The 19,953-nt window shown below is 71.9% G+C and carries 23 protein-coding genes and 1 tRNA gene; 5 read left to right on the top strand and 19 right to left on the bottom strand.

What is annotated here, in order from left to right; translation table 11 throughout:
• Window positions 1-171 precede the first annotated feature (171 nt).
• The 3 genes from ACWEFB_RS02340 (at window position 172) to ACWEFB_RS02330 (ending at window position 3,449) form a co-directional block, all read left to right on the top strand.
• Window positions 172-1,266 (top strand): SGNH/GDSL hydrolase family protein, encoded by a 1,095-nt coding sequence (locus ACWEFB_RS02340; RefSeq protein ID WP_452281449.1) that lies wholly within the window; start codon window positions 172-174, stop codon window positions 1,264-1,266.
• Entirely contained in the window at window positions 1,263-2,105 is an 843-nt protein-coding gene (locus tag ACWEFB_RS02335; protein ID WP_452281447.1) for an SGNH/GDSL hydrolase family protein, read from the top strand. The genes ACWEFB_RS02340 and ACWEFB_RS02335 overlap by 4 nt, the downstream gene beginning before the upstream one ends.
• Before the next feature lie 81 nt (window positions 2,106-2,186).
• On the top strand, window positions 2,187-3,449 hold the full coding sequence (locus tag ACWEFB_RS02330; protein ID WP_452281445.1) for an acetyl-CoA C-acetyltransferase: 1,263 nt from the start codon (window positions 2,187-2,189) through the stop codon (window positions 3,447-3,449).
• A gap of 167 nt (window positions 3,450-3,616) precedes the next feature.
• On the opposite strand, the gene ACWEFB_RS02325 is transcribed toward ACWEFB_RS02330, so the two are convergent.
• The 3 genes from ACWEFB_RS02325 to ACWEFB_RS02315 all read right to left on the bottom strand — a co-directional run bounded on the left by ACWEFB_RS02325 (window position 3,617) and on the right by ACWEFB_RS02315 (window position 5,160).
• Window positions 3,617-3,940 carry a hypothetical protein gene (locus ACWEFB_RS02325; RefSeq protein WP_452281443.1) on the bottom strand — a complete coding sequence of 108 codons (324 nt, stop codon included), beginning with the start codon at window positions 3,938-3,940 and terminating at the stop codon, window positions 3,617-3,619.
• A gap of 206 nt (window positions 3,941-4,146) precedes the next feature.
• The gene (locus tag ACWEFB_RS02320) at window positions 4,147-4,965 is read right to left on the bottom strand and encodes a Bax inhibitor-1/YccA family protein (RefSeq protein ID WP_326560939.1); all 819 of its coding nucleotides are present in this window, start codon (window positions 4,963-4,965) and stop codon (window positions 4,147-4,149) included.
• Between the two features lie 111 nt (window positions 4,966-5,076).
• Window positions 5,077-5,160: transfer RNA gene (locus ACWEFB_RS02315), tRNA-Leu, on the bottom strand.
• Between the two features lie 101 nt (window positions 5,161-5,261).
• Between ACWEFB_RS02315 and ACWEFB_RS02310 the strand changes: the two genes are divergently transcribed.
• The gene (locus ACWEFB_RS02310) at window positions 5,262-7,118 is read left to right on the top strand and encodes a hypothetical protein (protein ID WP_452281440.1); all 1,857 of its coding nucleotides are present in this window, start codon (window positions 5,262-5,264) and stop codon (window positions 7,116-7,118) included.
• Window positions 7,119-7,198: 80 nt separating this feature from the next.
• Here the strand turns inward: ACWEFB_RS02310 and ACWEFB_RS02305 are convergent, their stop codons facing one another.
• From ACWEFB_RS02305 to ACWEFB_RS02250, 12 genes are all read right to left on the bottom strand, one after another.
• A complete protein-coding gene (locus ACWEFB_RS02305) occupies window positions 7,199-8,524 on the bottom strand; it encodes an NAD(P)/FAD-dependent oxidoreductase (protein WP_326560941.1) in 1,326 nt (441 codons plus the stop codon).
• A gap of 104 nt (window positions 8,525-8,628) precedes the next feature.
• A complete protein-coding gene (locus ACWEFB_RS02300; RefSeq protein ID WP_452281438.1) occupies window positions 8,629-9,198 on the bottom strand; it encodes a hypothetical protein in 570 nt (189 codons plus the stop codon).
• A 28-nt stretch (window positions 9,199-9,226) separates the two neighbouring features.
• The gene (locus ACWEFB_RS02295) at window positions 9,227-10,648 is read right to left on the bottom strand and encodes a DUF58 domain-containing protein (protein WP_452281436.1); all 1,422 of its coding nucleotides are present in this window, start codon (window positions 10,646-10,648) and stop codon (window positions 9,227-9,229) included.
• Window positions 10,645-11,658, bottom strand: a complete 1,014-nt coding sequence (locus tag ACWEFB_RS02290) for an AAA family ATPase (RefSeq protein ID WP_326560943.1) — start codon at window positions 11,656-11,658, stop codon at window positions 10,645-10,647. Before ACWEFB_RS02290 ends, ACWEFB_RS02295 begins: the two co-directional genes overlap by 4 nt.
• The gene (locus tag ACWEFB_RS02285) at window positions 11,655-12,257 is read right to left on the bottom strand and encodes a hypothetical protein (RefSeq protein ID WP_452281434.1); all 603 of its coding nucleotides are present in this window, start codon (window positions 12,255-12,257) and stop codon (window positions 11,655-11,657) included. The genes ACWEFB_RS02290 and ACWEFB_RS02285 overlap by 4 nt, the downstream gene beginning before the upstream one ends.
• Complete coding sequence (locus ACWEFB_RS02280) at window positions 12,254-12,955, bottom strand: DUF4129 domain-containing protein (protein ID WP_452281432.1); 702 nt, start codon at window positions 12,953-12,955, stop codon at window positions 12,254-12,256. The genes ACWEFB_RS02285 and ACWEFB_RS02280 overlap by 4 nt, the downstream gene beginning before the upstream one ends.
• Window positions 12,956-12,988: 33 nt before the next feature.
• Window positions 12,989-13,729, bottom strand: a complete 741-nt coding sequence (locus ACWEFB_RS02275) for a uracil-DNA glycosylase (protein WP_452281430.1) — start codon at window positions 13,727-13,729, stop codon at window positions 12,989-12,991.
• A complete protein-coding gene (locus ACWEFB_RS02270; RefSeq protein WP_326560947.1) occupies window positions 13,722-14,408 on the bottom strand; it encodes a dienelactone hydrolase family protein in 687 nt (228 codons plus the stop codon). The genes ACWEFB_RS02275 and ACWEFB_RS02270 overlap by 8 nt, the downstream gene beginning before the upstream one ends.
• Window positions 14,409-14,561: 153 nt before the next feature.
• The gene (locus ACWEFB_RS02265) at window positions 14,562-15,095 is read right to left on the bottom strand and encodes an LppU/SCO3897 family protein (RefSeq protein WP_452281428.1); all 534 of its coding nucleotides are present in this window, start codon (window positions 15,093-15,095) and stop codon (window positions 14,562-14,564) included.
• A 205-nt stretch (window positions 15,096-15,300) separates the two neighbouring features.
• Window positions 15,301-16,359 carry an HAAS signaling domain-containing protein gene (locus ACWEFB_RS02260; RefSeq protein ID WP_452281426.1) on the bottom strand — a complete coding sequence of 353 codons (1,059 nt, stop codon included), beginning with the start codon at window positions 16,357-16,359 and terminating at the stop codon, window positions 15,301-15,303.
• A complete protein-coding gene (locus ACWEFB_RS02255) occupies window positions 16,356-16,688 on the bottom strand; it encodes a PadR family transcriptional regulator (protein ID WP_326560950.1) in 333 nt (110 codons plus the stop codon). Before ACWEFB_RS02255 ends, ACWEFB_RS02260 begins: the two co-directional genes overlap by 4 nt.
• 299 nt (window positions 16,689-16,987) lie before the next feature.
• Window positions 16,988-17,119, bottom strand: a complete 132-nt coding sequence (locus ACWEFB_RS02250) for a hypothetical protein (protein WP_452281423.1) — start codon at window positions 17,117-17,119, stop codon at window positions 16,988-16,990.
• 161 nt (window positions 17,120-17,280) lie between these two features.
• Here ACWEFB_RS02250 and ACWEFB_RS02245 point away from each other — a divergent pair, with 161 nt between their 5' ends.
• A complete protein-coding gene (locus tag ACWEFB_RS02245) occupies window positions 17,281-17,469 on the top strand; it encodes a hypothetical protein (protein ID WP_452281421.1) in 189 nt (62 codons plus the stop codon).
• A 17-nt stretch (window positions 17,470-17,486) separates the two neighbouring features.
• Here the strand turns inward: ACWEFB_RS02245 and ACWEFB_RS02240 are convergent, their stop codons facing one another.
• The 4 genes from ACWEFB_RS02240 to ACWEFB_RS02225 all read right to left on the bottom strand — a co-directional run.
• A complete protein-coding gene (locus ACWEFB_RS02240; protein WP_452282098.1) occupies window positions 17,487-18,431 on the bottom strand; it encodes a Ppx/GppA phosphatase family protein in 945 nt (314 codons plus the stop codon).
• 27 nt (window positions 18,432-18,458) lie between these two features.
• Entirely contained in the window at window positions 18,459-18,968 is a 510-nt protein-coding gene (locus ACWEFB_RS02235) for an amino-acid N-acetyltransferase (protein ID WP_326560952.1), read from the bottom strand.
• On the bottom strand, window positions 18,965-19,513 hold the full coding sequence (locus tag ACWEFB_RS02230; protein WP_452281419.1) for a DUF501 domain-containing protein: 549 nt from the start codon (window positions 19,511-19,513) through the stop codon (window positions 18,965-18,967). Before ACWEFB_RS02230 ends, ACWEFB_RS02235 begins: the two co-directional genes overlap by 4 nt.
• A partial coding sequence (locus ACWEFB_RS02225; RefSeq protein WP_452281417.1) for an FtsB family cell division protein occupies window positions 19,510-19,953 on the bottom strand: 444 nt, incomplete at its 5' end. The genes ACWEFB_RS02230 and ACWEFB_RS02225, both read right to left, overlap by 4 nt.

The following is a 19,953-nucleotide window of genomic DNA, read 5'->3' as shown; positions in this document are numbered from 1 at the left end:
CCGCACCCTCCTTCCGCCCATGATGCACATGGGGGCAACTTCTCCGCAGCGCGAGGAAAGGGACACCCGCCGCATCCCGACCCGGGAGGAGCCAAAACACTGACAGCGCGAAACGACCCACCGAGATAGCCTCGAAGGCCGCAGGATGTCCGCGAAGGCGGGGGGCGCTTGATGAGTACGGCCGGTTCGGTGACGCGGCAACAGGCGCCGTGGCACACCGTGCGCCGGGTCGCGAAGCTGACGATCCTCGGTGCCGGGGTGACGGCGGCGACCACGGCCGCCGCCTGGGCGGTGCTGATCGGCCAGGCCCGGCAGGCCCGACGGATCATCCCGCTCGCGCAGGCACCGCCGCCGCGCGGTGACGGGGTGTACGGGGCGAGGTTCCCGGGCAAGCCCCTCACCATGGTCATCCTGGGCGATTCGTCCGCGGCGGGGTACGGCGTACACCGCCCCCGGGAGACGCCCGGCGCCCTGCTCGCCACCGGTATCTCCCGCCGCCTGCGCCGGCCGGTACGACTGCACCGGTTCGCCGTGGTGGGCAGCCGCTCGGCCGGGTTGGCACCGCAGGTCGAGGCGGCCCTCGAACTGGAGCCGGACCTGGCGGTGATCCTGGTCGGCGGCAACGACGTGACCGCGCGTACGCCGCTGTCGATCGCCGTACGTTATCTGGTCGACGCGGTCCGCGACCTGCGCGGCGCGGGCGCCGAGGTGGTCGTCGGCACCTGTCCGGACCTGGGTGCGATCCGGCCGATCAAGCCGCCGCTGCGGTGGCTTGCCCGGCGCTGGAGTCGCCAGCTCGCCGCCGCGCAGACGGTGGCCGTGGTCGAGGCCGGTGGCGCGACGGTGTCCCTGGGTGACCTGCTCGGTCCCCGGTTCGCGGCCGAACCGACCCGGATGTTCGCCTGGGACCACTTCCACCCGTCCGCCGAGGGTTACGCGGTCGCGGCTGCGGCACTGCTGCCGACGGTCCTGGTGGCGCTGGGCGCGGCCGAGGAGCGTCGGCCGGCTCTCGCCGAGGGCGAGGGGGTCCGCTCGCTGCCGGCCGCCGCGCACGAGGCGGCCCGCAACGCCGGTACGGAGGTCAGCGGGACCGAGGTCGGCGGACGCGAACGCGGTCCGGCGGGGCGTTGGGCGCAGTTGCGCCGACGCCGGGCCTGGTTCGGCCACCAGCGCGGCGAGGAGCCGGCCGCGCCCGCCCATGAAGCAGGCTCGACCGGGGCGACCACGACCGGAGTCGAGCCGTCCACAGTGGAGGAACGAGCATGACAGCGAGCGGGACCGGGCGCCAACGGAGCGGTACCGCCGGCCAGCTCGGCCGGAGCGCCGCCCTGACCCTGATCGCCGGCACCGTCGGCGGCGCCGCCCTGCTCGCCGGTGAGGTGCTGCTGGCCCGCAACCGACGCTATGCCCAGCCGGAACTGGGACTGGGCTTGCGTTCCGTGGTCGGTCGGACCGGTGCGCCCGTACTCCGGCTGGTCCTGCTCGGCGACTCGTCGGCGCTCGGCGTCGGGGTGAACCGGGTCGAGGACACCGTCGGCGGTCAGCTCGCCCGGCTCCTGGCCGACGGTACGGGCCCCACCAGCGGGAACCTGGCCGGCGAGGGCCACCGTCTGGTGCACCTGTCCAGCGTCGGGGTGTCCGGCTCCCGGGCCACGGACCTGGCCACCCAGGTGGCGCGGGCACTGCTCGGGGAACGCCCGGACGTGGCGGTGATCCTGATCGGGGCCAACGACGTGACCGCACTGCGCCGACCGGGCGAGACGGCCGCCTACCTGGGTGCCGCCGTACGCCGGCTGCGCAATGCCGGGGTGGAGGTGGTCGTCGGCACCTGCCCCGACCTCGGTGCCGTACGCGCCATCGCGCAACCGCTGCGCCAGGTCACCGGCCTGCTCGGTCGGCGTACGGCCAGGGCTCAGGCGCGGGCCGTGCTCGCGGCCGGCGGCGTCGCCGTCGACCTGGCCGCCGAGACCGGTCCCGTGTTCCGGGCCGACGCCGGGACCCTCTGCCACGACGGTTACCACCCCTCGGCGGACGGGTACCGGGTGTGGGCCCACGCCCTGCTGCCGGCCGTGGCCGAGGCGGCGGCGGTCACCCGGCAGCACTGACGGGGCGCCCTCGGCTCCAGCCGGCATCATCACAGCCTCGATGACTTCCGCCGTAAGTTACCGGCCGGTTAAGTTAGAGGTATGTCGACCGATCCGTCTCGCACCGCCGTCATCGTCGCCACCGCCCGCTCCCCGATCGGCCGAGCCGGCAAGGGCTCCCTGCGCGACCTGCGGCCGGACGACCTCGCCGCCACCATCGTCCGGGCCGCGCTGGACCAGGTACCCCAACTCGACCCCACCCAGATCGACGACCTCTACCTCGGCTGTGGCCTGCCCGGCGGTGAACAGGGCTTCAACATGGGCCGGGTGGTGGCCACCCTGCTCGGCCTGGACACCCTGCCGGCCGCCACCGTGACCCGCTACTGCGCCTCGTCGCTGCAGACCACCCGGATGGCCTTCCACGCCATCGCCGCCGGCGAGGGGGACGTCTTCGTCTCCGCCGGGGTCGAGTGCGTCTCCCGGTTCGCCCGGGGCAGTTCCGACGGACTGCCCTCCGAGGCCCAGGCACTGGTCGGTGGCGGCTGGCAGAATCCCCGGTTCGCCGCGGCCCAGGCCCGGTCGGCCGCCCGTACCCAGGCCGGGGCCGAGCCCTGGACCGATCCCCGGCTCGACGGGGAACTGCCCGACATCTACCTGACGATGGGTCAGACCGCCGAAAATCTGGCCCAGGTGTACGACGTCACCCGCGCGGACATGGACGAGTTCGGCGTACGCAGCCAGAACCTCGCCGAGCAGGCCATCGCGGCCGGCTTCTGGGCTCGGGAGATCACCCCGGTGACCCTGCCCTCGGGCGACGTGGTGAGCGCCGACGACGGCCCCCGCGCCGGGGTGACCATGGACGGCGTGGCCGGGCTCAAGCCGGTGTTCCGCCCCGACGGCCGGATCACCGCCGGCAACTGCTGCCCGCTCAACGACGGTGCGGCGGCGGTGGTCGTGATGAGCGAACAGCGCGCCCGCGACCTCGGCATCACCCCGCTGGCCCGGATCGTCTCCACCGGGGTCACCGGACTCTCACCCGAGATCATGGGGCTGGGCCCGGTCGAGGCGTCCCGGCAGGCGCTGAAGCGGGCCGGGATGAGCATCGACGACGTCGACCTGGTGGAGATCAACGAGGCGTTCGCCGCCCAGGTGATCCCCTCCTACCGGGAGTTGGACATCCCGCTGGAGAAGCTCAACGTGATGGGCGGCGCGATCGCCGTCGGACACCCGTTCGGTATGACCGGCGCCCGGATCACCGGGACGCTGATCAACTCGCTGCGGTGGCACGACAAGAGCATCGGGCTGGAGACCATGTGCGTCGGCGGCGGGCAGGGCATGGCCCTGGTCCTCGAACGCCTCAGCTGAGCACCCAGCAGGTCCCCGAAAGTCTCGGCTGGCCGGGCCGAGCAGGTCGTCGCACGGCTCGGCTCGGCCGGCAGGCGCTCGCCCGGCTCGGCCGGCAGGTCATCGCCCGGCTCGGTTGGGGCCGGCAGGTGCTCGCCAGGCTCGGTCGGGCCGGCAGGTGCTTGCCGTCAGAGGGCGCTGCGGGTGGCGGTGACCTCGGTGGCGGCTTCGGCCAGCACCGGCTCCGGCGGGTCGGCGGCGATCAGATCGGCGGCGACCACCCGGAGCTGGTCGGGCAGGGCGAGATCGTTGTCGAGCCGGGGCACGGTGCGCCGTGGCTCACTCTCGGCATCGGCGGCCAGGTTCGCGACCTGCTGGACCAGCCGGTGCATCAGGTCGGCCCGGGACACGTTGCCCGTGGTGGCCGTGGCCGCCCACCGTGGCGCCATCCAGTGCGCCACCTGCCCGACCAACAGCTCAACCGCCTGCCCCAACTCCCCCACCCCACTCATCCCCCAAACCTAGCCCCCCCCACCCACCCCACCCCGCACCCCACCGCCCACCCGACGAGCCTCGTTGATCATGAAGTTAGCGACGGTTTTCGACGCCCACAGGCGCGCTAACTTCATGATCAACGCCCTGAGGCGGGCGGGAGGCAGAGACGGCGGACGCCCGCCCCCGGAGGGGGCGGGCGTCCGGCGTGGTGCTGGGGGCGGGGTCAGTCGTCGCCCTGGAAGTAGCTGATCAGGCGCAGGACCTCGAAGTAGAGCCAGATGAGGCTGACCAGGATGCCGAACGCGGCGGTCCAGGAGTAGCGCTGGGGCAGGCCCAGGCGTACGCCCTCTTCGACCTCGTGGAAGCTCAGGATGAAGCTGAGCGAGGCGACCACGATGCAGATCAGGCTGAAGCCGATCGCCAGCGGTCCGCCGCTGCGCAGGCCGGTGTCGAAACCGAAGAGCGACAGCACCAGGTTGATCAGGATGACCGCGAACAGTCCGACCATCGCCGCGATGACGCCCCGGACGAACTTCGGCGTCGCCCGGATCGCCTTCGCCCGGTAGAGGATCGCCATCAGGAAGAACACCCCGAAGGTGGCGACCACCGCCTGGAGCACGATGCCGTCGTAGAACGACTCGTACGCCTTGCTGACGGCGCCGACGAGGACACCCTCGACCACGGCGTACGTGACCACGAGTGCCGGGTTCGCCATCCGCGAGAAGCTGATCACGAGGCCGAGCACCAGCCCGACCACCAGCGCACCGATCCAGGCCACGCCCATCAGCGCGTCCGGCACCAGCACCCACGCGGCGGTGGCGGCGGCACCCGTGATGGCGAGCAGGGTGACGGTCTTGACGACAACGTCGTCGATGGTCATCGGCTGCACGGTGGGGGGTGCGGCCGGGTAGGCTCCCGCCGTGGTCGGGTACGGCTGCCCGTAGCCGGGCTGCCCGTGCGGGCCGGCCGGGGCGTACCCGGCGGCCCGCTCGCGCTCGGCCGCCTGGCCGAGCCGGGCCAGCACCGGGTTGGAAGTCTTCACTTTCAGGCCTCCCTCAGGGGGTCGATACACGGTGAGACCGTGCCGCGCTCAAGGGTAATGGGTCCTGGCGAACTTTGTGGGATCCAGATACCCAGATGGTATGGCAAACGCTGGTGCCCGGGGCGGGGGTCGAACCCGCATGCCTTGCGGCAGCCGCTTTTAAGGCGGCCGTGTCTGCCTTTCCACCACCCGGGCGGGCGGTTCGGGAGGGCTCATACACCCTCACGCCTGTCACGGTAGCGGGTTCCGACCCACCGGGCGCACCCCGTCGACCGATCGGCACTAGGGTCAAGGCCGTGACCAGCCCCGCCCCCGCAGCGCAGGACACCGAACTTAGCGAGGACACAGCGGACACGACATCCGGCGTACCCCGGTCCCGCCGGGCCCGGTGGCTCGAAGCCATCCGCCCGTACGCACCTGACCTGGGGATCTGCCTTCTCTTCCTGCTGTTGGCCGGATGGTTGACGCACGGCATGTGGCCCGATCCGGGTGCCCGTACGCTCGCGCTCAACCCCGAGGACCAGGTGCTGTACGAGTGGTTCCTGGCCACCGACGCCCGCGCCCTGCTGGGTGACTTCGGTCTGCTCACCGACCGGCTCAACGCCCCCGACGGGGTGAACCTGATGGCCAACACCACGGTCATCGCGCTGGGTGTGTTGTTCGCCCCGATCACCCTCGTGTTCGGGGTGGCCACCACCTTCGCCCTGCTGGTCGCCGGCAACCTGGGGATCACCGCGGTCGCCTGGTACCTGCTCTTCCGCCGGGTCCTCGGCACCCACCGGCTGGCCGCCGCGCTCGGTGGCGGCTTCTGCGGCTTCGCCCCCGGCATGATCTCGCAGACCAACAGCCACCTGCACATGACCGCGCTCTGGCTGGTGCCGGTGATGGTCTGGCTGGTGGTCCGGCTGGTCCGCGCCGCCGACCCGAACGGCCGACCGGACCGCCCCGGACCGGACCGCCGACGGGTGGTCACCTCCGGGGTAGGACTGGCCGCGACGGTCACCGCCCAGGTCTTCGTCGGTGAGGAAGTGCTCTTCCTCACCGCACTCACCTTGATCATCATGACCATCGCGTACGGAATCACGGACCGGGCACTGCTGCGCCGGGTGCTGCCCGGCTTCGCCACCGGTCTGGCGGTCGCCGTCGGGCTCGCCGGGTTGGCGCTGGCCTACCCGCTCTGGTTCCAGTTCGCCGGGCCACAGAGCGTGCCGAACGGCATGTTCAGCCCCTACTACTTCTCGGCCGACCTGGCGAGCTGGGTGGCGATCTCGCCGCTGTCGATCGGCGGCAGCAACGAGGCCGCCCGGCTGACCACCGGCCCGGCCGAGTACAACACCTTCCTCGGCTGGCCGCTGCTGCTCGTCACCCTCGCCGCGGTGGTCTGGCTGCTCCGCTACCCGGCCCGACGCCCGCTGCTGATCGCCGTGACCGTCTCCGGCGTACTGATGGCGGCCCTTTCCCTCGGCCCCGACCTGGTGGTCAACGGCGAGCGGACCAGCGTGCCCGGACCGTACTCGTTGCTGCTCGGCCTGCCGGTGGTGGACGGCGCGCTGCCGATGCGGTTCGCCCTGGCGCTGATCCCCCTGGTCGCCACCGTCCTGGTGCTCGCCCTGGACCGGGCGCTGCGCACCGGTACGCGGCCGCCCCGGATCCTGGTGCCGGCCGTGGTCGTCGCCGCCCTGCTGCCGATCTTCCCCGCGCCGCTGCCGACCGCCGCCCGGCCGGCGCTGCCGACGTTCATCACCGGCGAGCACTGGCGCGACTGCGTCCCGCCGGGTGGGGTGATGGTGCCGGTCCCGCTGCCCACCCCGAAGGAGCCGTGGGCGATGCGCTGGGGGGCCGCCGCCAACGCCGAGTTCGGGATGCCGGAGGGCTTCTTCATCGGGCCGTACTCGGCTCGGGGCAAGGCGTCGATGGGCACGTACAAGCAGGCGACCTCCGCCCTGCTGGCCGAGGTCGCCAAGACCGGGGTGGTACCCGAGATCACCGACGAGCACCGCCAGCGGGCCCGACAGGACGTGGAGTTCTGGAACGCCTCCTGCGTGGTCCTGGCCAGCGACGCACCGCACCCGGAGAGCCTGCGGACCGCGCTGGAGGATCTGTTCGGTCCGGGGACCCGGATCGCCGACGCCTGGACCTGGAAGGTCGGCTGAGAGCGGGAGCCGGCCACGACGCCGACGGAAAGGGCCCCGAGTTGTCGCTGCGGCGACGACTCGGGGCCCTCCCTGTCAGATCAGGCGCGGGGGGTGATCCTGGGGGTCGCCTCGACGAACTCCTCGCGGGGGTCGTGGAGCTGGCCCAGGGCGACCACCTCGCGGCGCAGGAAGAAGGCGAGCAGCCAGTCGACCAGCACCCGGATCTTGCGGTTCAGCGACGGGATCCGCCCCAGGTGGTACGCCCGGTGCATGGCCCAGGCCGGCAGGCCGGTCAGCTTGATCCCGTACACCTGGGCGACGCCCTTGTGCAGGCCCAGGCTGGCCACGCTGCCCGCGTGCTTGTGCTTGTAGTTCTTCGGCAGGCGGCTGCGGAGGACCGCGCGGATGTTGTCCGCCATCACGACCGCCTGACGGACCGCGTGCTGGGCGCTCGGCGAGCAGAACGTGCCGGGCGGGCCGGTCAGGTCCGGGACCGCCGCGCAGTCCCCGGCGCTCCACGCCCCGTCCAGCACCCGGTCACCGTCGACCACCTGGAGGGTCGGCAGGCAGGTGACCCGGCGCCGCTCGTCACGCGGCAGGTCGGTCTGGTCCAGCACCGGCGACGGCTTCACCCCGGCGGTCCAGACGATGGTGTCGGCCCGGAAGCTGTCCCCGTCGGAGAGCTTGACCACGCCGTCCACGCAGGATTCCAACCGGGTGTCCAGCCGGATGTCCATCTTGCGCTTGAGCAACTGCTGCACGGTGTACGCGCCCATGTCCCGGTCGACCTCCGGCAGGACCCGCAGGGTCGCCTCGACCAGCACCCAGCGCATCTCCTCCGCCGAGATCTCCGGGTAGTACTTCAGCGCGTCCCGAGCCATGTCCTCCATCTCGGCCAACGCCTCGATCCCGGCGTAACCACCGCCGACGAAGACGAAGGTCAGCGCGTTGCGCCGGGTCTCCGGGTCGGTCGTGGCAGCCGCCACGTCGAGCCGGTCCAGGACGTGGTTGCGCAGGTAGATGGCCTCACCGATGGTCTTGAACCCGATGCCCTGCTCGCGCAGGCCGGGAATCGGCAGGGTCCGGGACACCGACCCGGGCGCCACGATGATGTGGTCGTACGGGATCTCCCGGGGCGGTCCGATGATCGGCTGCACGGTCGCCGTCTTGCGGGCGTGCTCGATCCGGGTCACCTCACCGGCGACGATCGTGCAGTTCTTCAGTGCGCGCCGCAGCGGCACCACCGCGTGTCGGGGGGAGATGTTGCCCGCCGACGCCTCGGGCAGGAACGGCTGATAGGTCATGTGTGGCTGGGGATCGACCACCATCACCTCGGCCTCCCACGAGCGGAGCTTCTTCGACAACCGCAGGGCCGCGTACAACCCGACGTGCCCAGCGCCAACTACGAGGATCCGTTGTTTCACCCTTCTATCTTTCCCCGGTCTGAGAATTTGTGTGCGGTAGATGCCCTTGTTGTGATGGAGAACGCCACGGTGGGTCGCGCCACCCGCTCCGGATGCGACCCGGGTCACTCCGGCCGGGGGCGCCGGAGCAGCCAACTCAGCAGGAAGGACGCCAGCACCGCCACGGCCATCCCGGCGATCGCGACGACCACGAAGCTCCCCTGGTCCCACCGCTCGGCCAGCGCGATCAACAGCACCGCCAGTACGGCGGTGGCGAGCACCACCGCCAATGCGTTCAGCACCCAGCTCGCGAACACCTCGGGTGCCACCGCCGCGTCGTACGGCAGTTGGGCGGCCAGGGCGCAGAGGCTGTGCGTCAGGTAGAGGAACGTGGCCAGCCCGAGCAGCCGCCACAGCGCGACCGGTTCGCCGTAGTAGCTCGTCTGGGCCACCCAGCCGGCAACGGTGGCGAGCGCGGTCAGGGTGGGCCAGGACCGGCCCGGGGCGACCGCCGGCAGCAGCGCCGCGATCAGGATCAGCAGGATGCCCGGACCGCCCAGCATCGGCACCGGGTACGCCAGCACGAACGCGGCCAGCCCGCTGAGGAAGATCGCGCAACGCAGCAGCAGCGGGGCCAGGGTGGCCCGGACGATCATGGTGTAGACGGACCGGATCCGCTCCGAGATGGCGTTCAACGGATCCACCTTCCGGGTACGGGCTCGGTCATCGGCCGACCGCCCTGGGAGCGGAGGCGAGGCGGGCCACGTCCCGCAGCACCAGGTCCAGGCTGCCCGCGCCGGCCCACGCCACCACCGGTACGCCGTGCTCGCGCAACTGGCCGATGGTGTTCTCCCGGTCCAGCCGCCACAGCCGGTGCGCCACCTCGGTCCACTGCCCGCGCCGGGGCGGGGTGGTCAGCTCGGGCAGGGTGTCCACCGCGACCACGAACCGGCCGGACCGGGCCAGCCGGGCCAGCATCGCCGCCGAGCGGGGGTCGACCAGCGGGGTGAGCACCACCACCAGCGCGTTCGAGGAGAGCAACTGCGGACCGAAGACCTGCTCGTACAGCTCGTTCTCGGAGTTCGCGGCGGTGACGTCGAGCAGCCACTCCAGCGCGATCAGGTACTGCCGCCGGCCGGTGGCGGGACGGAGCCGGCGGGCGGCGGGGCCGTACTCGAGCAGAGAGACCCTGTCCCCCCGGTGCAGGTAGTGCTCGGCGACGGCGGCGGCGGCCCGGACGGTGGTGTCCAGCACCGAGGCGGTGCCCCGTACGCCGCCGGACTGGCCGACCTCGGCGAGCACGTCGAGCAGGAGCACCACCTCGGCGTCCCGGTCGGAGAGGGTGGCGGCCACGTGCAGTTGCCGGGCCCGCAGGGACACCCGCCAGTCGATCCGGCGCAACCGGTCACCGGGGCCGAAGATCCGTACGCCGGCCAGCTCGCCGCCCTCGCCGGGCCGGCGGGAGCGGTGCCCGCCAACCAGGCCGGCGGCCCGGGGCATGGCCTCGTCGGCATCGAACGGCTCGGTCTTCGGGTAGATCCGGACCGACTCCGGGTCGATCAGCACCGGCCGGCTGGCCAGCAGTCCGGCGCAGGCGACCGCCCGGACACCGGCCGGGCCGAGCGGGTGCCGACCCCAGCGCAGGGCCTCCCCGCGCAGGTCCAGGTCGACCGCCTCACCGGGTGACACGCCCAGGGCGAGCGGCCGGTCGACTCCGCCCGGTCCGGCGAAGCCGACCTCGGTGAGCTTGAGCCAGGGCGAGACCCGGGTACGGACCACGGCCAGGTCGTAACCGGCGAGGTCCGGGTTGCCGATGGTCACCGCCCCGGTGATGTCGCTCCCCTCGACCAGTGCCCCGTCCTCGGCCGAGATCGCGATCCGGGGCGCCTCGGTGGGCCGGCGGCGCAGCGCGTACGCGGTCCCGAGCGCGAACGGCGCGGCCAGCACGACCAGGTCGACCCGGCCGAAGAGCACCCCGGCGAGCAGAAGTACGCCGGTGAGCAGCACCGCCCGGCCGAGCGCCCGGGTCGGCGTCCACCACTGCGGTACGGGCTCCACGCGCTCCGCCTGCTCCTGCGCGCCCACCGCCGGGCGGCGACGCGGCTGCGGTACGGCGGCCCGCAGTGGCCCGGGGCTGCTGGTCATACCGCGCGTGCTCCGGCGGCGTAACTGGGCAGCGCGCCGCTGGCCGGAGCCGGGGTCCGGTCGAGCACCTCGTGGACGACGAAGGACGGGTCGACCCGGCGCAGCCACATCTCCGGGCGCAGGGTGATCCGGTGCGCGAGCGCGGGCGCCGCCACCTCCTTGACGTCCTCCGGGACAACGTAGTCGCGGCCGGCGAGGGCGGCCTTCGCCCGAGCCAGGAGCAGCAACGCGAGCGAACCTCGGGGCGAGGCCCCGACCAGCACCGACGCGTGCTCACGGGTCGCCGCGGTGAGCTCGACGATGTAGCGGCCGACGGAGTCCTCGACCACCACGTCCTCCAGGGCGGCCTGCATCTCGCGCAGTCGGGCGGCGTTGACCACCGGGGCCAGTTCCGCCTCCTCCTGGCGGCGGGACATCCGGCGGCGGAGCACCTCCCCCTCCTCCTCGCGGGTCGGGTAGCCGAACGAGACCCGCAGCAGGAACCGGTCGAGCTGCGCCTCCGGCAGCGGGTAGGTGCCCTCGTACTCGATCGGGTTGGCGGTGGCCAGCACGTGGAACGGCGGGTCGAGCCGGTACGTGACGCCCTCGACCGAGACCTGCTTCTCCTGCATCGCCTCCAGCAGCGCCGACTGGGTCTTCGGCGGGGTCCGGTTGATCTCGTCGGCGAGCAGCAGGTTGGTGAAGATCGGTCCGGCCCGGAAGGTGAAGTCGGCGCTGCGCTGGTCGTAGAGGAACGAGCCGGTGACGTCCGCGGGAAGCAGGTCGGGGGTGAACTGCAACCGGCGGAAGTCCAGCCCGAGCGCCTGCGCGAACGACCGGGCGGTCAGCGTCTTGCCCAGCCCCGGCAGGTCCTCCAGCAGTACGTGGCCGCCGGCCAGGATGCCGGCCAGGACGAGTTCGAGCGAGTCCCGCTTGCCGACCACCACGGTGCAGACCTGGTCCAGCACCGCCCGGGCCAGTCGGGCCACCTCGAAGATGGGCGTCGTCTGGACCTGGTCCGCGTCGTTCATAGCTTCTCCAATTGAGCGACGATCACCGCGAGGTCACGCGGCGGAGGCGTCCGCTTCGGGGGGCTGTCGAGGAACTTCCACACCTGCTCGCCGAGCAGGGCACGGGCTCGCGCGGGGTCGCTGGCCCGGGTCACTCCGTGCCGCTGGCGCAGCCGCTCGTCGACCAGTTCACCGAGGCTCGGGTGCACGCCCTTGGCGTACCGGCCGGGCTCGGCGTGGGACCAGACCAGCTTGTTCTCCCACCGGTCGACCACGCCGCGCAGGCCGTCGAGGGCACCGAAGTTGTACATGCCGTCGTCGGCGGCGGACGAGCGCATCGGCTGGACCGTACGGTGGGCCGGCGCCTTCACCCGTGCGGTGGCCTGACGCAGCAGCAGCAGGGCCAGCCAGGCGGCGAAGACCGCCGGTACGGAGATCCCGAGCGCGAACATGCGGAGTCCGACCACGGTCACGGCGGTGAACCCGGCCGCGATCAGCACCGGCCAGATCCACGGGCCGATCCGGCGTCGCCGGCCGGGCGGCTCCTCCGGTTCCTCCCGGAGCCGGATCAGCTCGTCGCTGCCCAGCAGGTCGTCGATGCTGGCGGTACGTTCGGTCACGACGTCACCCCCACGGTCAGTTCGGTACGCAGCCGCTGCAACGCCGACCGGGCCTGTGCCCGCATCTGTTCGTCCACGCTGTGGGTGGCGTACCTGGCCTCCCGGTAGACGTGGGCGAACGCGGCCAGCACCTCGGCGCTGACCACGCCGGTGCCGTCGCGCAGCAGCCGGGTCACCAGGTCGGTCGGGGTGTCACCGACCCGTCGGGGCATCCCGGCGGCGGCAGCCGCCTGCTCCAGCCGCACCCAGCAGGCGATCACCGCGCGACGCGGGTCGGTGTCGGAGTCGGAGAGGTCGACCAGTCCGGCGTCGAGGGCGGCGACCACCGCCTCGGCGGTCTGCTCGGCCGAGGCCTGGGCGGCGGCCGGCATCTTCGCGCGCCGCCGCCGGGCCAGGTCCCGGAGCAGTCGCCGCGCCAGCACGACGAGCAGCGCCACCAGTGCGAGGGCAGCCAGACCGATCGCGCCGTTGATCAGCCAGGCGGGCACCGTGAACGGGGCGGCCGGGGCCAGTTCCAGCGGGGGTTGCGTCGTCGGGGGTCGGGTTTCCGGGAGGACCTCCAGCGGCGGCGGGGTCCGCTCGGTCTGCTCCAGCCGGTCGATCCGCAGCGACGACTGGGCGGTCGACAGCGCGGCGAGGGCGAGCAGCAGCGCCACCGCCGCGAGCGGCCACCATCTGCGCAGAGCGGAACTGGCCATCCCGCTTACCGCCCCCGAACTGTCGCCGATGTCTCAGTCCAACCCGGCCAGACCCTTGGCCCGGGTGAATATCTCGTCCAGCATCGCTGGTGTCAACCGTCCGGTGAAGGTGTTTTGCTGGCTGACGTGGTAGCAGCCAAGCAAGTCCGGAGCGGTTCCGTCGGACCAGTGTGCCCCATGGCCGAAGCGGGGACGAGGACTGGGCGGGCGAACGCCGTACACCTGGCGGAGCACCGGCCACCACGCGTCCCAGGCGAAGGCGCCCAGGGCGACCACGACGCGCAGCGTGGGTCTGATCAACTGCACCTCCCGGTGCAGCCAGGGCGCGCAGGTGTCCCGTTCGACCGGGGTGGGCTTGTTGTCCGGGGGTGCGCACCGGACCGCGGCGAAGATCCTGGTGTGCCGCAGGGTCAGCCCGTCGTCGGCCGCGACGCTGGTCGGCTGGTTGGCCAGCCCGGCCCGGTGCATCGCGGCGAAGAGCACGTCCCCGGACCGGTCCCCGGTGAAGACCCGACCGGTGCGGTTGCCGCCGTGTGCGGCCGGGGCGAGGCCGAGGATGGCGATCCGGGCGTCGGCGGGACCGAAGCCGGGCACCGGTCGGCCCCAGTACTCCTGGTCCCGGAACGCCGCCCGGCGGACCAGGGCCACCTCCTCCCGCCAGGCGACCAGGCGGGAGCAGGCAAAACAGTCGGCGACCGCGCCGTCGAGGTCGGGCAGGTCGCCCGCCCGCTGTGCGCGGGCGAGGACCTGTTCGGCGGTACGGGTCTCAGCCAAGCCGGCTCCGGAAGAATTCGAGCGTACGGGCCCAGGCGCTGGCTGCCGCCTGCCGGTCGAAGACCTCGGGCCGGTCGTCGTTGAAGAACGCGTGCCGGGTGCCGGGGTAGTCGTGCAGGGAGCACTCGCCACCGGCCGCCTTGATCGCCCGCTGGGCGGCCTGTACGCCTTCGTCGGCCGACGTGCCGTCCTCTTCGGAGCAGTGGATGACGGCCGCCTTGCCGGTGTAGTCGGACCATTCCGGGCGCATCCGCTCCCAGGGCAGCGCGGGGTAGAACCCGACGGTCGCGACGATCCGCGGGGAGAGCGTCGCGGACCACAGGGCGAGGCTGCCGCCCGCGCAGAAGCCGACCGCGCCCACCTGGCCGGTCGCCTCGGGTCGGTCGGCGAGGTAGTCGGCGGCCCCGGCGATGTCCCGGCCGGCCTGGTCCATCGCCAGGCCCATCAGCAGCCGCTGGGCCTGGTCCGGCTCGCTGGTCGAGGCGCCGTGGTAGAGGTCGGGCGCGAGCGCGACGAAGCCGGCCTCGGCGAACCGGTCGGCAACGGCGGTGATGTGTGGGACGAGTCCCCACCACTCCTGGATCACGATGACAGCCGGCCCGGCCGCCCCGCTGGTGGGTAGGGCCAGGTATCCCTCGCTGGTGCCACCGTTACTCCGGTAGCTCACCTTTTCGCCCATCAGCCGGCCTCCTGTCGGTCAGTCATCATTGGCTGGTCGCACAGTTATCGCTCAGTTGTGTGCGGGTAGCCTGCCATGCCCGACCGTCACCGGGGAAGACGGCGTGGCGTACGCCTCCCGTATTGGTGGACGTACACCCCGCCGTCCGTCCGCTCAGGCCTTCTTCGGCTTGAGGCAGAGCACGTACCCGGTGCCACCGGTGGGGATGGCGTAGTAGATGGAGTACTCCTCGCCTTCGGCGGCGTACTGGTCGCACTCGGTGGTGTTCGCCGCCTGCTCCTGGGTCTGGTTCTCGACCCGGCCGACGACGTTGTAGGCGGCCTCGGTCGAGGTGCACTCGACCACCTTGGCGTTCGGGGCCTCCTTCTCCTCACCCTCGGCCACCTCGGGCAGCGAGGCGAGGCAGTCGCCGACCTTCGCCTCGGCCGCCTTGTCCTCGCCGCCGAGCAGGGCGCCGGCACCGAACTTCACCGCGACCGCGATCACGATGACCGCCAGCACGCTGACGATCTTCTTGATCGGGCTCTTCTTCTTGACCGGCTCCGCGGGAACCGGCACGGGCGCACCCGGGTCGCCGGCCGCGGCCGGGAACGGCGCGGGTGCGCCCGGGTCGACCGGCGGCGGCACCGACGCTCCCGGCGGGGGCGATGCCGGGGATGCGGGCGGCGGGGGTGCCTGGTCCGTCACTGACTTTCCTTCCGAGATGGGGGTAACTCGATCCGCACTCGATGATCAAGTGCGGGGGACACGGTATACAGCGCCCCCGACATCCCGCTGCCCGGTTCCCTCCACCTTTCAGCCCGATGTTGCCGACCGCGCGACCGGAAAACGGTCCGGGTCCTGCCGACGCACCGTCGACAGGACCCGGACCAGCAGGTTCGGGTGTGCCCACTCAGCCCGTCGTGGCGCTCGGGCCGACGGGTGGGGCACTCCCGGTCGGCGTCGGCGTGCCCGTTCCGGTCGGCGTCGGGGCCTCGGACGGTGTCGGCGTACCCGTGGGGGTTGGTGCCGGGGTGGTGGGGGACGGGACCGGTCCGGTCGAGAAACGGAACGGGGCACCCTCCGGGCAGTACGGGTACGGCTGGCGCAGCGGGTCGCGTACGACGTCCCCCGGCTCGACGGGGAACTGCACCAGGTCGTCGCACCACGGGTGTCCCAACCGGATCGGTCGACCGTCCTGGTCGAACAGTCGTACGCCCTCGACCAGCCGCCCCTGCCGGTCGTAGACGTAGACGTCCTGTACCCCGGAGTACGGGTCCTCGTTGTAGGACGGTGCGTAGTAGTTGGTCTGCTGTCCACGCTGGTCGACGTCGGCGAAACCGATCAGACCGAACAGCACCAGGGCCACCGTGCCGAGGTGCATCAGGTGCCGCCGCCAACCCCGCCGCGGGGCGGCACGCCGGCCGAGCCAGATCGACCCGACCACGCAGAGACCGAGCAGCAGTACGGCCGCGAGGGTGTTGCCGCCCAGCCGGGGCAGCAGCCCGAAGCTGTCGCCGGTGAGCATGACCGTGACGAGCATCGCCACCAGGTAACCGCGGAGCACCCACCAGGCGGGACGGAGCAGGCGGAGGAACTCGCTGGCTTTGGCGTACCCGATCACGGGCCCGACCCGGCCGTCGAGCACCCGCAGCCGGCCACGGAGCTGGTGGACGGCGGTGGCGACCCGTCTGTCCAGGTCCGGCGACGGATCCGGCGCCCGCAGCCCGGCCGCAGCACGCAACTCGGCCGCGTACGCCTCGGACGTGCCGAGCCGGTCGACGAGCGCACCGGTGCCGTCGGCGGCCACCTCGGCGAGGTGCTCGGGCAGGTCTTCGAGCAACTCGTCCCGGTCCTCCGGGGACAGGTCGGACAGGGCCCGCCGGACCCGTTCCACGTAGTCCGCGATCTCCTGCTCGGTCATGCCTTCCTCGCTTCGCTGGGTGGCGCCCTCCCCGTTGCGCGCGGTCATGCCGTACGCCCCCGTTCGTCGAGGAGCTGGTCCATGGTGGATGCGAAGGCCCGCCACACCTTGCCGGACCGGTCGAGCTGGTCGCGGCCGGCCGCGTTGAGGGCGTAGTACTTGCGATGGGGTCCCGACTCGCTGGGCACCACGTAGGTGGTCAGCAGTCCGGCCTGGAACAGCCGGCGCAGGGTGCCGTAGACCGACGCGTCCCCGATCTCGTCCAGACCGGCGGTACGCAGACGACGCATGATGTCGTAGCCGTAACCGTCCTCTTCCTTCAGGACGGCCAGGACCGCGAGATCCAGCACGCCTTTGAGCAGCTGGGTAGTGTCCACGCGATGGAGAGTAGTGTGCATTGCGAGATACCGTCAAGAGCGTTGTAGTTCCGGTCCTCGGACCGCGCGAACGCGACCGCAGCTCTTACCCTGGCTTGATGACCGAACGACGCTGCCAGGACTGGAGCGCCCAGGAGTGGTGGTCGCGTAAACGGTGAACGCCGCGATCAGGCCCGGCTCCCGAGATCGCCCCGGTCGACACACGTCTCCGGTCACCGCTGCTGGAAGCAGTATCGGCAAATCCTCGTACATCGTCTTTGATGTGCGCACATCAAAGACGATGTACGAAGAAACGGCGTTCAGGCCGCCCGCAGCCAGGTGGCGTCCGCCTGACTCAACAAACCCGACAATACGGGCACGAGAGCACGCGACTGCGCGAGGTCAATCGGCCAGCGCTCGACATCCTCCCCGAGGGAGAGTTCCAGCAGCACGCCGCCAGGTTGCTCATGAGCCGGGGCCCCTTCCCGTCGGGCTGGGGTCGGACTGCCTCCTCCGCCCCGAGCCACCCAATTTCTGCGCGATACCGAGTTCGATGGTGCCCGGTTCGTTGACCTGATTCAAGGAGTCGGGTCAACGTTCTAGCGTCGGTGACATGGAGTTGGTGGGAGCGCATGAGATCCGCGTCATGCTGGGCGGGATCAGCAAGCAGCGCGTCCACGTCATCACCTCACACCGCAACTTCCCCGAGCCCTTTCAGGTGCTCCAGATGGGCAAGGTGTGGCGGAAGACCGACGTCGAGACATGGATCCGTAAGCATCGGCCAGAGCTGACTGAAGGCTGAGACCGTACGTCGATTGGTTAGCCCGCGTCGGCGAGCGACCAGGCGATGCCGTCGAGGATGTCGTGCTCGCTGGCCACGACCGAGGGCATGCCGGCACGCTCCATGATCACCCGCAGGACCAGCGCACCCGCGCCGATCACGTCCGCCCGGCCGGGGTGCATCACCGGGTACTTCATCCGCTGGGCCGACGACCGGGACAACAGGTCCGCGGTCACCTTCGCCACCTCGTCGTACGAGATCCGCGCGTGATGGACCCGCTCCGGCTGGTACGAGTCGAGTCCGAGCGCGATCGCCACCACCGTGGTCACCGAACCGGCCAGACCGATCAGGGTGGCGGCCTCCCGACCGGGCACCACGGACAACGCCCGGTCCACCGCGGCGGCGATGTCCGCCTCGGCCGCGGCGATCTGGTCGGGCGTCGGCGGGTCGTCGTGCAGGTGCCGCTCGGTCATCCGGACGCAGCCGATGTCGACCGAGATCGCCGCCAGGACCCGCTCCCCCGCGTCCCGATCGCCGACGACGAACTCGGTGGAGCCGCCACCGATGTCCACCACCAGGAACGGGGAACGGGCGTCGGTGGGAAGTCCGCGTACGGCGCCGGTGAACGAGAGCCGGGCCTCCTCGTCGCCGGTGACCACCTCCGGCGCCACGCCGAGAGTGTCGCGCACCATCGCCCGGAACTCGTCGGCGTTGCTGGCGTCACGGGAGGCGGAGGTGGCGCACATCCGTACCCGGGTCGCGCCCAGGTCGGCGATTTCGGCCGCGTAGCCGGCCAGCGCCACCCGGGTACGTTCGATCGCCTCCGGGGCGAGCCGACCGGTCCGGTCCACGCCCTGACCCAACCGGACGATCTCCATCCGGCGGCTCACGTCCACCAGCGGTGCGGTCGGGTCGGCCCCCGGATCCGGCAGGTCGGCCACGAGCAGCCGGATGGAGTTGGTGCCGCAGTCGATCCCCGCCACTCTGGTCGTCACGGCAGTCACCCTACGTCAGAGGCGGAGCAGCATCCGTACGTTGCCCAGGGTGTTCGGTTTGACCCGCTCCAGCCCGAGGAACTCCGCCACACCCTCGTCGTACGAGCGCAGCAACTGCTCGTAGACGGTCTGCGGGACCGGCGCTCCGTCGATCTCGACAAAGCCGAAGGAGCCGAAGAACCCGGTCTCGAAGGTCAGGCAGAACACCCGGGTGACGCCCAGTTCCCGTGCCGCCCCCAGCAGCTCCGCGACGATCTGGTGGCCGATCTTGCGCCCCCGACAGTCGGGGTGGACGGCCACCGTACGGATCTCGGCCAGGTCCTCCCACATGACGTGCAGCGCCCCGCACCCGAGGACCGCACCGTCGGCGGGTCGGACCGCCACCCAGAACTCCTGGACGTGCTCGTACAGGGTGACCGTGGCCTTGCTGAGCAACCGCCCACCGGGGCTGTACGTGTCGATCAGCTCGCGGATGCCGCGTACGTCCGCGGTCCGCGCCCGCCGGACGACAAGATCCGTGCTCAAGGCAGGTCCACGCACGAACCCCCGAGCCACCAGGGCTCGATCAGTTCGAGCGTCTCGTCACCGAACGGGTTGACGCCGGGGCCGGTGGCCAGGGCGTGACCGAGGTGCACGTGCAGGCACTTCACCCGACCCGGCATGCCACCGGCGGAGATGCCGCCGATCTCCGGCACCTCACCGATCGCGTCCCGGCGGCTCAGATAGTCCTCGTGCGCGGCCAGGTACTGCGCGGCCAGCTCCGGATCCTCGGCCAGCCGGTCGGCCATCTCCTTCATCACCCCGGCCGACTCCAGCCGGCTGCACGCGCCGACCGCGCGCGGGCAGGTCAGGTAGAACAGGGTCGGGAACGGGGTGCCGTCGGCGAGCCGTGGGGTCGTCTCCACCACGTCGGGGCGACCGCACGGGCAGCGGTGCGCGACCGCACGGGTGCCGCGCGGCGTACGGCCGAGTTGGGCGCCGACCGCGGCCAGGTCCTCTTCGGTGGCCGGTTCGCGCGCAGGTGGGGGGACCAGACCGGCCGCCGGCCGCTCGGGGGGTACGACGGTCAACGTGCGGGACCTTCCTCGTTGGCGGCCTGGACACTGGACCAGAGCATGTCGTACCAGGGTTCAGCCGGTTTCTGTGCCGGCTGGGCGGTGGTGCCGGCGTCCCGGGCGGCGCCCTCGGGGTCGGTGAGGATCACCAACAGCTGCTCGCCGGGCCGGACCATGTAGAAGCGCTCCTTGGCCTTCGTGGTGATGAAGGCCGGGTCCTGCCAGAGTTTCGCCTCTTCCGACAGCTCACCGATGTGCTCCCGCTGGGCCTGCTGCTCCGCTTCCATCCGGGCGATGTCCGCCTGCTGCCCGAGGTAGACCCGGACCGGGTAGGTGTACGCGAGCGCGAGAGCGACGAACACCGCGAACAGTGCGGTCGCCCGGCCGGTGAAACGGCGGGGCTGCGGGGCGGAGGTGCGCTTGGTCGCCCCCGCGGCGGCGGCGCGACGCGCCGC

Source organism: Micromonospora sp. NPDC004704 (assembly GCF_053601675.1).
Note: the sequence above shows the minus strand (reverse complement) of the source record. Positions and strands in the feature narration are given on the sequence as shown.